Annotated in this window: 11 protein-coding genes; 8 read left to right on the top strand and 3 right to left on the bottom strand. The window is 73.2% G+C overall.

Annotation, left to right across the window (positions count from 1 at the left end; all coding sequences use genetic code 11):
• Positions 1-149 precede the first annotated feature (149 nt).
• From AQJ64_RS37855 to AQJ64_RS37830, 6 genes are read left to right on the top strand one after another with little or no spacing between them, the layout of a single operon-like run.
• Positions 150-1,544, top strand: a complete 1,395-nt coding sequence (locus AQJ64_RS37855) for an ATP-binding protein (RefSeq protein WP_055633295.1) — start codon at positions 150-152, stop codon at positions 1,542-1,544.
• On the top strand, positions 1,541-1,963 hold the full coding sequence (locus AQJ64_RS37850) for a roadblock/LC7 domain-containing protein (protein WP_055633296.1): 423 nt from the start codon (positions 1,541-1,543) through the stop codon (positions 1,961-1,963). Before AQJ64_RS37855 ends, AQJ64_RS37850 begins: the two co-directional genes overlap by 4 nt.
• The gene (locus tag AQJ64_RS37845; RefSeq protein WP_055633297.1) at positions 1,960-2,346 is read left to right on the top strand and encodes a DUF742 domain-containing protein; all 387 of its coding nucleotides are present in this window, start codon (positions 1,960-1,962) and stop codon (positions 2,344-2,346) included. Before AQJ64_RS37850 ends, AQJ64_RS37845 begins: the two co-directional genes overlap by 4 nt.
• Positions 2,318-2,965, top strand: coding sequence for a GTP-binding protein (locus AQJ64_RS37840; protein ID WP_055633298.1), 648 nt, complete (start codon positions 2,318-2,320; stop codon positions 2,963-2,965). Before AQJ64_RS37845 ends, AQJ64_RS37840 begins: the two co-directional genes overlap by 29 nt.
• The gene (locus AQJ64_RS37835; protein ID WP_055633299.1) at positions 2,962-4,206 is read left to right on the top strand and encodes a cytochrome P450 family protein; all 1,245 of its coding nucleotides are present in this window, start codon (positions 2,962-2,964) and stop codon (positions 4,204-4,206) included. Before AQJ64_RS37840 ends, AQJ64_RS37835 begins: the two co-directional genes overlap by 4 nt.
• Entirely contained in the window at positions 4,203-5,420 is a 1,218-nt protein-coding gene (locus AQJ64_RS37830) for a cytochrome P450 family protein (protein ID WP_055633300.1), read from the top strand. Before AQJ64_RS37835 ends, AQJ64_RS37830 begins: the two co-directional genes overlap by 4 nt.
• Before the next feature lie 200 nt (positions 5,421-5,620).
• Here AQJ64_RS37830 and AQJ64_RS37825 read toward each other — a convergent pair whose 3' ends face one another.
• The gene (locus AQJ64_RS37825; RefSeq protein ID WP_055633301.1) at positions 5,621-7,114 is read right to left on the bottom strand and encodes a helix-turn-helix domain-containing protein; all 1,494 of its coding nucleotides are present in this window, start codon (positions 7,112-7,114) and stop codon (positions 5,621-5,623) included.
• Between the two features lie 593 nt (positions 7,115-7,707).
• Complete coding sequence (locus tag AQJ64_RS37820) at positions 7,708-8,181, bottom strand: MarR family winged helix-turn-helix transcriptional regulator (protein ID WP_055633303.1); 474 nt, start codon at positions 8,179-8,181, stop codon at positions 7,708-7,710.
• 86 nt (positions 8,182-8,267) lie between these two features.
• Here AQJ64_RS37820 and AQJ64_RS37815 point away from each other — a divergent pair, with 86 nt between their 5' ends.
• Both AQJ64_RS37815 and AQJ64_RS37810 read left to right on the top strand, forming a co-directional pair.
• A complete protein-coding gene (locus AQJ64_RS37815; protein ID WP_055633304.1) occupies positions 8,268-8,861 on the top strand; it encodes a TetR/AcrR family transcriptional regulator in 594 nt (197 codons plus the stop codon).
• Positions 8,862-8,870: 9 nt separating this feature from the next.
• Complete coding sequence (locus AQJ64_RS37810; protein WP_055633305.1) at positions 8,871-9,491, top strand: L-threonylcarbamoyladenylate synthase; 621 nt, start codon at positions 8,871-8,873, stop codon at positions 9,489-9,491.
• Positions 9,492-9,564: 73 nt separating this feature from the next.
• On the opposite strand, the gene AQJ64_RS37805 is transcribed toward AQJ64_RS37810, so the two are convergent.
• A complete protein-coding gene (locus AQJ64_RS37805; RefSeq protein WP_079062188.1) occupies positions 9,565-12,939 on the bottom strand; it encodes a S8 family serine peptidase in 3,375 nt (1,124 codons plus the stop codon).
• Between the last annotated feature and the right edge of the window lie 207 nt (positions 12,940-13,146).

The following is a 13,146-nucleotide window of genomic DNA, read 5'->3' as shown; positions in this document are numbered from 1 at the left end:
GGGCAACGGCATTTCAGGCACTCGGCACAGAAGCGAACAGATGCCGGTCGCTTTCGGAGTGAACACTCGTCCAACCGTGCGAGATCGGCCCATGACGGTGTGTACTGTGCTGCGAGTACCCCGATGCGACCCTTCTGGAACCCGAATCGATGATCGAATTACCGGACCTGGTGGCCGGCGGTCTGGCCGTCGGCACACTGTCCGCGCTCGCCCTGGGCGGCGGCCTGCTGCGGGCCCGGCGGCAACGCGCCCGCGCGCACGCCGAGATAGCCGCCCTGCGCACCCGACTCGACGGCACCGTGCGGGCGTTCACGGCCGAGGTCGAACATCTGGCGGCCCAGCGCGTACCCGCCGCCGCCCGCCAGGTGGCTCATCGGCATCTCGACGTCCCGGGCCCGCTCCAGCCGTTGACGGTCGGCACCCCGCTCGGCATCGCCCTGGAGAACGTGCTGCTCGCGCTCCAGTCCGAGGTGCTCTCCCAGCGCACCCGGGTCGACGCCGCCGCGCAGGCCGGGATGCGCGGCGCCACCCGGGAGATCCAGGCGGCGCTGTACCGCCTCCAGGACGCCCTGCGCGTGCTGCAACAGCGCTACGACGACCCGGAGCTGGCCCAGACCCTGTTCCGGCTCGACCACGAGAACGAGCAGTCGCTGCGCCGCGCCCAGGTCACCGCGGTGGTCTGCGGGGCCTGGGTGGGGCTCGCCCGCGAGGAGTCCCACGTCGTGGACGCGGTGACGGGCGGCCAGGCCCGGCTCGCGGGCTATCAGCGGGTGCGGGTCCACAACCATCTGGAGCCCGGCACCGCCCTCGTCTCGCACGCCGTGGAGCCGGTCGCGATCATCGTCGCCGAACTGCTCGACAACGCGCTGCGGCACTCCTCCCCCGACACCGACGTCGTGGTCGGCCTGGAGCACGTCCACCACGGGGTGTGCGTCACCATCGACGACGCGGGCCTCGGCATGACCCACGACGAACGCGAGCGCGCCCAGCGGCTGGTGGCCGGCGACGAGCCGATCCTGCTGACCGCGCTGGGCGATCCGCCGCGCATGGGACTGGCCGCGATCGGCCGCCTCACCCGCCAGTTCGACCTGGGCGTCGACGTCTCCTCGGCCTCCCCCTACGGCGGGGTGCGCGCGGTGCTGCGTGTCGACAGCCATCTGCTCAGCAAGGTCGACCCCGAGGAGCGGCCCCCGGCGGCCAGCACCCCGCGCACCACGCGCAGGCCGGCCCCTGAACGCACGGCCCCCTCCCCCACGTACGGAACGGAGAACCCGGTCGCGGAGCCCGCCGGGCACCACGGCTCCCGGGACGCCGACGGCCTGCCCCAGCGCCGCCGCCGTTCCCGGGTGGCCGTACCCGAGGACTCCGCGGCCGTCCGGCCGGCCCGCCGTCCGGAGGAGGCCGCCGCCGCACTCGGCGCGCTCCAGTCCGGTACCGCGGCGGCCCGCTCCGGCGCGGACGAGCCGGCCACCGGGCAGGTGGCCGGGGACGGCACCGACCAGACCGACCAGACCGACCACGCAGAAGGAGGAGCGGCCCGATGACCAGCCGCGACACGGGCGACACCGCATGGGTGCTGGAGCCGATCCTGCAGGTGCCGCACGTGGTGGCCGCCGTCATGCTCACCCGGGACGGCCTCGTGACGGGGTACACCGACGCGCTGTCGCAGCCGTCGGCCGAACGGGTGGCCGCCATCACCAGCACCGTACAGGGGGCCTGCCGCACCGCCGCGGCCGCCTTCGCCGACCGGGAACGGGCGGAGGTCCGGCAGATCGTCATCGAGTCCGACCACGGGTACGTCCTCATCGTGCCGACGGACCACGGCACCTGTGTCGCCGCGTACGGCGGTGTCGAGGCGCGCCTCGACCTGCTCGCGCACCGGGTGCACTCCCAGGTGGCGCGACTGGGTGAGAAGGCCATGGCGGCCGCGCCCAGAGGAGCCGACGACAACGCGTCGGCATGACCGGCCGCCCGGCCGGCCGCCCCCTGGTCCCCGCGTATCTGTCGACCGGGGGCGTGGCCCGGCCCAGCCGCCCGCACATGGAGCGGCTGACGGTGCTCGCCCTCACCGGCGAACCACTGCGCCAGGGCCCGCCCCAAGGGTCGCCCGAGGGCCTGCCCGCCGCCGGACTCGCCCTGCTGGAGGCCCTGGAGGGCGGCTCGCTGGCCGTGGTGGAGGCGGCGGCGCTGCTGCGGCTCCCGGTGTCCGCGGTGCGGGTGCTGGCGGCCGACCTCGAAGACCGGCGCCTGGTACTCGCCCGGCCGCCCATCCCGCCCGCCGGGCGGTTCGACCCCGACCTGCTGAAGAGAGTGGCCGATGGCCTCCGCGCCCTCAAGCACGACTAGCGCCCCCTCGGGCACCACCGGCGCGCCCGGCGAGAAGGATCGCGTCCATCTTCCCGACACCGCCCGCGACCTGGTGAAGATCCTGGTCGCGGGGCCGTTCGGGGTGGGCAAGACGACGCTGATCGGCTCGGTGTCGGAGATCCGGCCGCTGCACACCGAGGAGCACCTGAGCGAGGCGTCCGCGGAGGTGGACGATCTGGCGGGCGTGCGGGACAAGACGACGACGACCGTCGCCATCGACTTCGGCCGGGTGAGCCTGCCCGGCGGGGTGGTGCTGTATCTGTTCGGCACGCCCGGACAGGAGCGGTTCCGGGCACTGTGGGACGACATCGCCTACGGAGCGCTGGGCGCGCTGGTCCTGGTGGACAGCCGCCGGATCGACGCCTCGTTCGACGTGCTGGGGCTGGTCGAGGAGAGCGGACTGCCGTACGCGGTGGCGCTCAACGAGTTCCCGGACGCGCCCCGGCACCACGGGGTGGAGCGGCTGCGCCGGGCCCTGGACCTGGAGGCGGACACCCCGATGGTGACCTGCGACGCCCGGGACGCGAACTCCTCGATCGACGCGTTACTGGCGCTGGTCGACCATCTGCTCACCCGTGACCCGGTGGAGGCCCGGTGACCACCTATCCCCCGGACCAGCGGGACTTCTCGCGTTCGGCGCCGGTGCGCCTGTGGGAGGAGGGTTTCGCCTCGGACCCGCGCCACTACTACGGCGCGCTGCGCGCCCAGGGGCCGGTGGGCTGGGCGGAGCTGGCGCCCGGGGTGCCGGCGTACGTGGTCACGGACCGGCGGGCCGCGCTGGACGTGCTGCACGACGAGGAGACGTTCTCGCACGACCCGAGGGCCTGGGAGACGACCGTCCCGGTCGACTCACCGGTGCTCGGCATGATGCGCTGGCGGCCCAACGCGCTGTTCTCCGACGGCGCCGCGCACGTCCGCTACCGCACCACGCTGATCGACGTGTTCGACCTGGTGGAGCCGCACGATCTGCGCGGCCGGGTGCACCGGGCGGTACGGCTGCTCGCCGGCCGCATCGGTCCGCGCGGCGAGGCCGATCTGGTCGGGGACTTCGCGCGGCCGCTGCTGGCGCTGGTGCTCAACGACCTGTTCGGGCTGCCGGACCACGAGGGCGACCGGCTCAACGACAGCCTGGGCAAGATGATGGAGGGCGGCGCGCAGGCCGCCGAGGGCGAGGCCCAGTACGCCCAGTACGTCCTGGAACTGATCGACGCCAAGGCCCGGACGCCGGGGGACGATCTGCCGAGCCGGCTGCTGGACCATCCGGCCCGGCTCACCCGCGAGGAGGTCACCTGGCAGGTGTTCCTCACCCTCGGCGCCGGCTACGAGCCGACCGCGAACCTGCTGTCCAACACGCTGTCCCGGATCCTCGGCAACCCGGCCTACTACTCCACCCTCACCAGCGGTGCCCGCCCGGTGCTGGACGCGGTGGTGGAGGTGCTGCACCACGAGACCCCGCTGGCCAACTACGGCATCTACTACGCGCGCAGACCCGTCTCCTTCCACGGCGTGTGGCTGCGGGACGCGGTGCCGGTGGTGGTGTCGTACGGGGCGCTCGGGCACTTCTCGGAGCAGGAGGTCACCGACGGCCGGCATCCGAACGACGCCTCGCACCTGTCCTGGGGCGCGGGCGCGCACGCCTGTCCGGTCAAGCAGCACACGCTGCTGCTCGTCACGGAGGCCATCGAGCAGCTCACCCAGTGGCTGCCGGACCTGGACCCGGTGCTGCCCCGTGCCCGGCTGTCCTGGCGGCCCGGGCCGTTCCACCGCTCGCTGACCGCCCTGCCCGTCCGTTTCAGCCCCCGCTCGCCCTCTTCCGACCAGCCAGGAGTGCCTTCGTGACCGTGACCGACCGCATTGCCCTCGACCCGCTCGGCGCCGACATCGCCGCCGAGAGCGCCCGGCTGCGTGCCCTCGGCCCCGTCGTGCCCGTCGAGCTGCCCGGCGGCATCCCCGCCTGGGCGCCCACCCGGTACGACACGCTGAAACAGCTGATCCTCGACCCCGAGGTCAGCAAGGACCCCCGTACACACTGGCGGCTGTGGCCGGAGCTCGGCGAGCACCCGTCCTGGGGCTGGATCCTCGGCTGGGTCGGCGTGGTCAACATGCTGTCCACGTACGGCGCCGACCACACCCGGCTGCGCAAGCTGGTGGCGCCTAGCTTCACGCACCGGCGCACCGAGGCCCTGCGGGAGCGGGTGGAGGCGGTCACCGCCGAGCTGCTGGACGAGCTGGAGCGGGGCGGTGAGGTGGTGGACCTGAAGGCGGGGTTCGCGCACCCGCTGCCGTTGCGGATCATCTGCGAACTGTTCGGTGTGCCGGAGGAGATGCGGCCCGCCACCGCCCGGCTGATCGCCGCGATCATGGACACCTCGGACCCCACCCCGGAGCACGCCGCGTTCGTGCAGGAACAGATCGGCACCGTCCTCGGCGGGCTCATCGCCCACAAGGCGGAGCATCCCGGCGACGACATGACGACCGAGCTGATCCGGGTGCGCGACGAGGACGGGGACCGCCTCAGCGACGAGGAGCTGCTGTACACGCTGCTGCTGGTCATCGGGGCCGGGTTCGAGACGACCGTGAACCTCGTCGGGAACGCGGTGGTGGCGCTGTTGGGCCGGCCCGAGCAGCTGGCCGCGGTGCGCGCCGGGGAGATCTCCTGGGACGCGGTGATCGACGAGACGCTGCGGGCGCACCCGTCGATCGCCTCGCTGCCGCTGCGGTTCGCGGTGAGTGATCTGAAGGTCGGCGAGGTGACGATACCGGCCGGGGACGCGATCATCACGACGTACGCCGCGGCGAATCTGGACCCCGCGCACTACGGTCCGGACGCGGACGTGTTCGACGCGACGCGGGCGGCGGAGGACCATCTGTCGTTCGGGATCGGGGTGCACCGCTGCATCGGGGCGCCGCTGGCCCGGATGGAGGCGTCGATCGCGCTGAGCACCCTGTTCGAGCGGTTCCCGGACCTTCGGGCAGCGGACGGGGAACTGGAGCAGGTGCCGTCGTTCATCGCGTTCGGCTGGCAGGGGATCCCCGTCCGGCTGCGCGGCTGAGCAGACCCGCGGGGTGCGACCAGACCCCCGTGCCGGTCGCACCCCCGCGGTACCCCGAACCTACGTGCCTGATCACGGGGATGTGAATCGTGGCGATGCCCGTTCGCGGGCGCCGAGGACTCACTTGTGCACAGATGAGTCCGGATGGCCCGATTCCATGACCGATCCATGACCGACCCGATGACCGATCCGATGGCCCGTCAGCGGTCCCCGCGCAGGTCGGGCTGGTCGAGTTCGCGGGTCGCGAGATGGGCGAGGACGACCTCGTAGAGGTCGCTGCCGGAGGCCAGGAGCTGGCGTTCGAGGACGGGTTCGGCACTGCGGACGTGCTCGCGCACGGTCTGGGCGTGCACGCCGAGCAGTTGCGCGGCGCGTTCGGCGTTGCCGCCGGCGGCGATCCAGGCGCGCAGGGTGCGGCGCAGATCGCGGGCGTCGGTGTCCAGGCGGGCCAGCAGGTCCCGGGCCCAGGTGCCTAGGGCGGGTTCGGTGAGCAGGTCGCCGAGCCCGGCCGGGGCGGCCGGGTGGCCCGCGGTGTCCTCGGTGAGGGCGACCTCGGTGTTGAGGGCCAGATGGACGGTGGCCCGGACCGTGAGGTCGGAGAAATCGGTGCCGAGCAGGTTCTCCACGCGTTCCATACGGGCGCGGACGGTGTTGCGGCTGACGCCGAGCACCTTCGCGGCGCTGACGGCGGTGAACTCCAGACCGAGCCGGGTGGTGGCGAGGAGTTCGGCGCGGGTGTGGTGCGGAAGGGTGTCGAGGGGGCGCAGCAGACGGGTGGTCCAGGAGCGCAGGACGTCCGGGTCCATCAGGCGTTCGGGGTGGGTGCGCTCGGCGTAGACGGCGGTCTGGTCGGGGCGGAAGCGGGCGACGGCGAGGGCGCTGACGGCCTGTCCGTAGGCGGTGGCGGTGCCGGCGAGGCTCTGCCGGGCGCTGCCGCCGAGCAGGGCGTCGGGGGTGCCGTCGCACACGGTGCGCAGGGCGGCGGCCGTGGTGTCGTCGGGGACGACGACGATGACATGGCCGTCCATGGCCGGACAGCGGACGACGAGGGCCTCGTCGCGGGTGGCCTCGACGCAGGCCTCGGCGAGGCGGTCGCGGTCGGCGGGGCTGGTCTCCACGACGTAGACGCAGGCGGTGTCGGTGTCGAGCAGGCCGGGCCAGAGTCCGGCGGCGACCCGGCGGGCGGAGACGATGTCCTCGACCATGAGCAGTTGCAGGATCGCCAGGCGCAGGTCGGCGGTGGCGCGGGCGAGACGGTCTCCGGTGGCCACGGTCTGCTGGGCGCGCAGCAGCAGTTCCAGGACGCTCGCGGCGCGCCGGAGGATGTCGGCGGCGCGCCGGTCGTAGGGGGCGGTCCGGCTGACGGCGAGGACACCGGCCGTGCTGGGCCCGGGGAGTTCGACCCTGACGAGCCGCAGATGGCGGCCGTCGCCCTCCCAGGCGGCGGAGGCGAGGCGGCCGCAGACGAGGTCGCCGAACAGGTCCTCGTCCAGGGGTATCCGCTCCCCGGCGAGCGGCTCGCCGCCGCGGTCCAGCAGGGACACCGTCGCGTCGAGGGTGGTGGCCAGCCAGCCGACGATCCGCCGTACGCCGGACCCGGCGGGGCGCAGGTGGTCGAGCAGCTCCTGCGCCCATGAGGAGTCCGCGCCGCCCGTCGCCTCGGTGTGGCGGTTCCCGTCGTCCCGGCCGGCCATGCGCGCGCTCTCCTCGTCCCACCCGGCCCGCTCGGGGCCAGGACCAGTCATTTCGGTCGGGGACGTTACCTCACACCACCAGCGGGTCCGAGCCCAGCGGCCCGGCACCGGATCTCACACCACCGGCGGGCGGAGCTCATTCGGCCGGGGCCGCACCTCGGGCAACCACCGGGACCAGGCTCAACCGGCCGGGGCCGGACGTCGGGCGAGTGGGGGAGGCGGACCCCATCCCCCGCAGACGGCGTGCCGGCCCTGGGACAGGTGGTGCGCCTCCTCGCCCGGCCGACGGGACCGGCCTCCGATGCCTGACATGAAACCCGACGCGAGCGCCGGCTCCGGCCTCAAGTGAGCGGCACGGCCGGCCCCCGGGCGGTCGGCAGCGGGCCTCACGCGAGCGGGCCCGGCCAGCCCCGAAGGCCCACCCCCGGCGCACACCGGAACCGGCCTCGGGCAGGCGGCAGGACCGGCTGTTCGGCCGGGGCGCGACGGCGGGTTCCGGTGGCGGACAGGAGGGCTCCCGCGACGCAGAGCAGGCCGGTGACCGTGACGGCCGTGTGCACGCCGTTCATGGAAGACCCGCGCGAAGGCGGCGCTCAGTGCGCGGCGGAGTGCAGGTGCCGGGTGAGTGAGGTGAGCGCGCCCAGCGCGGAGCCGAGGGCGTCCAGCTCGTCGTCGGTGAGGGCCGGCAGGGCCTCGGCGAGACAGGCCGTCTCGAGGTCGCGGACCTCGGCGAGCCGGGTGCGCGAGGTCGCCGTCAGATACAGATGGGCGACCCGCTTGTCGGCGCTGTCCGGCCGGCGCTCCAGCTCACCGGCCCCGGTGAGCTGGGAGACGAGGGCGCTGACGTTGTTGGGCTTCATCAGCAGGGCCTCGGCGGCCTCGCGCACGGTGGCGCCTTCCTGCTGGGCGACGAACTTCAGCAGCAGAAGCTGCCCCTCGGGGGGCTTGGGGTGCGGGTAGATGGACGCGACACGGCGCTCCAGCGTCCGGTGCAGCGCCGGGAGGCAGGCCGCGAGCCCTGAAGCCACACGGTCGATGCCCCCGGAGGCTGCGCTGGCGTCGGACATGGGGGGAGAATAAGTATCCCGTCATATGTATGTCAACGGAGGTGTGGTAGCGCCGGCCCGGGCCGTCCGCCGCGTACGATGGGACCGTGGCCCGTCTGCGTGCCGCTCAGAAGCAGATGACCCGTCGGCTGCTGCTGTCGACGGCCCTGGAGCTGTTCGGGAAGCACGGCTACGCGGGGACGACCGTCGACGACATCGCGAGGGCCGCGGGCACCACCCGGGTGACCTTCTACGCGTACTTCCCCTCCCGCACGGCCCTGATGACGGCGCTCTGCGCCGAGCTGGCGGAGCTGACCGCCGAGGACACCGAGGCTCTGGTCGGCGTCGTCCGCGAGGGCGGGCGGGACGGCATCGGCGCCTGGCTCGCCGCCACGGCGGAGCGCTGGCCCGGGATCCGGCCGTACGTGCTGGCCGCGGAGGAGGCGGCGGCCGTGGACGCGGAGGTGCGCGAGCTGGTCGAAGGCCGGTTCGAGGGGCTGGTCGCGGACGTCCGGGCCGCCCTCGACGGGGCCGCCCGGTTCGATCCGGGCTCCCGGCGCATGCGCGGCTTCCTCGCGCTCGCCCAGCTCGACCGGCTGGCCCGGCACTGGATGCGGCACGGCTGGCAGAGCGAGCCGGAGACCGCGCTGGGCCTCCTCACGGACAGCTGGGTGCAGCTGCTCGGCCGGCCCACGGAATAAGCTCGGCCAATGGCCAAGTACTACGACGTGCACCCCGACAACCCCCAGCCGCGCACCATCGCACAGGTCGCGCAGGCCATCCGGGAGGACGCGCTGATCGCGTACCCGACGGACTCCTGCTACGCGCTGGGCTGCCGGCTGGGCAGCAAGGACGGCATCGACCGGATCCGGGCCATCCGCAAACTGGACGACCGGCACCACTTCACGCTCGTCTGCCAGGACTTCGCCCAGCTCGGGCAGTTCGTGCGGGTGGACAACGACGTGTTCCGGGCGATCAAGGCGACGACGCCGGGCAGCTACACCTTCATCCTCCCGGCGACGAGGGAGGTGCCGCGCATGCTCCAGCACCCCAAGAAGAAGACCGTGGGCGTACGCATCCCCGACCACGTCGTCACCCAGGCACTGCTCACCGAGCTGGGCGAGCCCCTGCTGTCGAGCACACTGCTGCTGCCCGGCGAGGAGGAGCCGATGACCCAGGGCTGGGAGATCAAGGACCAGCTCGACCATGTGGTGGACGGGGTGGTCGACTCCGGGGACTGCGGCACCGAGCCGACCACGGTCATCGACTTCTCCGAGGGCGAGGCGGTGATCGTGCGGCACGGGGCCGGGGACACCACGCGGTTCGAGTGAGCCCGCGGCCGACGACGCGGACGGCGTGTCCGGGACGGGGAACGGTCCCGGACACGCCGTGCGGTCGTCCGCCCTACCGGACCGTGAGGTAGGCCCGGTCCACCGTCTGGACCAGGGTGGTGCCGTCACGGTCGGTCAGCCTGGCCCGCAGGGAGACGGAGCCCGGCTCCGCCGGGTGCTCGAGCGAGAGACGGTTGCCGTGCACGGTCCGCGCCGGCGTCCAGGTCCCGCCCTCGTCGTACGACACCTCGAACGTCAGCTTCTTGACGGTCCGCCCGCCGGCCGCGCCCTCCACGGTGAACGGCACGTCGAACCTCTCGCCCGCCCTGGCGGTGCTGGTGGGTGACAGCTCGGGGGAGAACCGGACCACGGACAGCGGCAGCCGCGTCCAGCTGTCCTCGGCCACCTCCGCCGAGCGGAACGTCCACCGCGCCCGCACCCGGGTGCTGACGGGGTACAGCTCGGGGTCCCGGGCCGCGTCGAGGCTCAGCTCGTACCGGTGGTCCCCCGCGGGGACGGTGTAGCCGGCCCGGTACAGCGGATCGCCGTCGGCGGGGATCTCCTCGCCGTCGGCGCGGAGCGACGCGTCCAGCGTGTACATGCTGGAGCCCACGTTCCCCTCGCCGTCGCCGAACAGGGGCAGGACCGCCTTGATCGTGTTCCCGCGCCGCGCCAGCCCGGGATACAGGTCCACCGGTTCACCCTGGGCCGGGGGCAGGGACGGACCGAAGACACCGATGTTGAGCCTCTTGGTGTAGCTCCTGCCCGGCTCGTACGCCCTGAACTGCCCCTGGAGCGAGGACAGCGCATTCCACTGTTCCGCGGCGTACGCCCACTTCACGCCGTTGCCGAGGACGTACTCGGTGGTCCGCAGCGGCAGGTCCCGCCAGACGGGGGTGCTGAAGTCGGCCGCGATCCGCTCGTCGGGCGAGTAGGGCATCGCGAAGACCACCCCGGTGTCCTGGAGGGGCGCGCCGAAGGTCATGTCGATCCTGGCGAGGTCCTCGCGCCGGACGTCGGCGGTGAAGGCACCGAGCGCACCCGTACGGTTCCACGCCATGCGGTAGTTCACGGCGCGCCCGTCGGCGTCGTCGCGCGTCCAGAAGCCGCTGTACTGGGCGTACGCCACGTCCTTCGGCGTCTCCTCGCCGATCTGGTCGACCTTGAAGCCCTGGAAGTCGGGGAAGGCGAAGACGGACACGGTGTCGAGAGGCTTCCCGTCCGTGCTCGTGTACCCCGGGAGGAGCTGGGCGTGGGTGTTCCGCGCCTCGGCGTCGGGCAGCGTGATCCGCGCGGACTCGGCCTCGCGGGCGTCCATGACGATCGTGGTGTCCTTGTCCAGCTCCACGGCGGGAGCCAGGAAGTACGCGTTCGCGGCGGACTCGTCACCCCCGCCGAGAACCCCGGTGAGGGCGTAGCTGCCCTTGGGCAGGCGCACGGTGAGCTCACCGTCCCGGTCGGCGAGGTCGGCGGTGTAGGCGCGGTCCCGGCCGTCGATCGTCGTGTGGCCGTTGCCGGACGGCTTGCCCTGGTCGTCGAGCTGCCTGACGGTCAGGTTGTACGACTCGGCCTCGCGCTCCACGCCGAAGGCGGTGCGCACCGAGGTCCGGCCGTCGGCCGAGGCGGCGGTCACCGAGCCGCCGTAGGAACCGTAGGTGTCGCCGCCGACACGGGTGTCGGCGGTCACCGTGACACCCGCCGTACCGCCGGCGGGGACGGTCACCTGCCGCGTCGAGAGGTCGAACATGCCCTCGGGGCTGGGCTTGCCGTCCACCCCGAGCGCCTCCATGGCCAGATCCAGGACGACCGGCTCGGTGCCGAGGTTGCGGTAGGTGATCTCCTTGGTCACCGGCTGGTCGTCGGTGTGCGGCCACGCGGGCCGGCCGAAGCTGATCGGGCCGCTCTCGGCGACGACGGTCTGCCCGATCGCCCGCGCCACGTCGGTGCGTCCGGTGCCCTGCTGGTACGCGCTGTAGGGGCCCGGCTTCGTGGAGCCGGTCAGCGCCGCCTTGATCCGCTCACCGGTCCAGTCCGGGTGCTCCTGCGCCAGGAGGGCGGCGGCGCCCGCGACATGCGGGGTGGCCATCGAGGTGCCGCTCAGCGTGGCGTAGCCGGGCGTCCCCGAGGGGTACCAGTCCTCCAGTTGGCTCGCGGTGGAGGCCGCGGCCGTGATGTCGACCCCCGGCGCGGTCAGGTCCGGCTTGACCCCGCCGTCGCCCACGCGCGGGCCGCGGCTGGAGAAGTCGGCGAGCTGGTCGTCCTTGTCCACCGCGCCGACCGTCAGCGCGGACTCGGCGCTGCCGGGCGACCCGACGGTGCTCTCGCCGTCGTTGCCCTCGTTGCCCGCGGCGATGACGAACAGGGTGTCCGACGTGGCGGAGAGACGGTTCACCGTCTCCTCCAGGGGGTCGATGCCCATGGTGTCGGTGCCGCCCAGGCTCATGCTGACGACATCGGCGCCTTCGGCGACCGCCCACTCCATGCCCGCGATGATGTCGGAGTCCCAGCCGTAACCCCGGTCGTCGAGGATCTTGCCGTCCAGGATGCGCGCGCCCGGCGCGACGCCCCTGTACCTGCCCTGCGACTCGGCGCCCGTGCCGGCGACGGTGGAGGCCACGTGGGTGCCGTGGCCGTTGCGGTCGACGTTGTCCTCGGAGCCGGGCTCGGAGAAGTTCCGGTGGGCGATCACCTGACCCGCCAGGTCGGGGTGGTTCCGGTCCACACCGGTGTCCAGTACGGCGACCTTGACGCCCGTGCCGTCGAACCCGGCGTCCCAGGCGGTCGGCGCGCCGATCTGGGGCACGCTCCGGTCCAGGCTGACCTCACGCCTGCCGTCCAGCCAGACCTTCTCCACCTTCTTCACCGCGGGTGAGCCGGTCAGCCGCGCGGTGCCCTCGCCGCGGCCGCCGCCGTCGGTGAAGGTGTCCCAGAACGCGGCACCCCCGCGCCGGTCGGCGCGCAGCGCCACGCCGTTGACCTCGTCGAGGGTCCTGCTCACCCGGGCCCGTGCGGGGCGGAAGGCGCTCGCGGCGGGCGTCTCGTCCCCGGTGTAGGTGACGATGAGCGGCAGGTCGGACCCGTTCTTGTCGTCGTAGCCGTCCGCCAGCAACTGCGTCACGTCGAACAGCCGCCGGTCGAGCGTGCCCCGGGCGGTCGGCACCGCCGCGTCACCGGGAACGACGTAGGTGTGTCCGTCGATCCTGCGGACCTGGAACGAGGCCTTCTCACGCCCCTTGGCCCGCTGGATCCCGGCGACGGAACCGTCCGGGGCGACCGACACCTTGTCACCGGTGATCAGCGTCACCGTTCGTGCGCTCCTCGCACCCGTCGACGCGTCCGCGGAGGTCGCGAAGGTCTGGCTCATGACCGGTGTGCCGGTCGCGGCCAGGACCACGGCCATGGCGATCACCGCCGCCACGCGTAAGCCTCTGCTGGGGGACCCGGACATGCTGATCACCTGTCTCAACTCGGAAAGGGCGGTGGGGAGGCCGTGCATGATCACGGTCCACGAGGGTGCAGTCGCCTTGTGACCGGGCCTGGACCGAGCGATAACGGAACGGCAACAGCGGTCGGGTGGGGGGCCTCGCCGGGAGGCGGGCGGTGCGTGCAACGATGAGTCCCGCCGCACCGTGAACCGCGCAGAGAGGCACCCCCC

Origin of the sequence: Streptomyces griseoruber (assembly GCF_001514205.1) — a bacterium.
Lineage (GTDB): Bacteria > Actinomycetota > Actinomycetes > Streptomycetales > Streptomycetaceae > Streptomyces > Streptomyces griseoruber.
The sequence above is the reverse complement of the archived record's forward strand: the minus strand, read 5'-3'. Positions and strand labels throughout refer to the sequence as shown.

Excerpts from the sequence above, each read along its gene's own strand:
- AQJ64_RS37810 (WP_055633305.1), top strand. The coding sequence starts at position 8,871 with ATGGCCAAGTACTACGACGTGCACCCCGACAACCCCCAGCCGCGCACC.
- AQJ64_RS37825 (WP_055633301.1), bottom strand. The coding sequence starts at position 7,114 with ATGGCCGGCCGGGACGACGGGAACCGCCACACCGAGGCGACGGGCGGC.
- AQJ64_RS37850 (WP_055633296.1), top strand. The coding sequence starts at position 1,541 with ATGACCAGCCGCGACACGGGCGACACCGCATGGGTGCTGGAGCCGATC.
- AQJ64_RS37840 (WP_055633298.1), top strand. The coding sequence starts at position 2,318 with ATGGCCTCCGCGCCCTCAAGCACGACTAGCGCCCCCTCGGGCACCACC.
- AQJ64_RS37855 (WP_055633295.1), top strand. The coding sequence starts at position 150 with ATGATCGAATTACCGGACCTGGTGGCCGGCGGTCTGGCCGTCGGCACA.
- AQJ64_RS37820 (WP_055633303.1), bottom strand. The coding sequence starts at position 8,181 with ATGTCCGACGCCAGCGCAGCCTCCGGGGGCATCGACCGTGTGGCTTCA.
- AQJ64_RS37845 (WP_055633297.1), top strand. The coding sequence starts at position 1,960 with ATGACCGGCCGCCCGGCCGGCCGCCCCCTGGTCCCCGCGTATCTGTCG.
- AQJ64_RS37805 (WP_079062188.1), bottom strand. The coding sequence starts at position 12,939 with ATGTCCGGGTCCCCCAGCAGAGGCTTACGCGTGGCGGCGGTGATCGCC.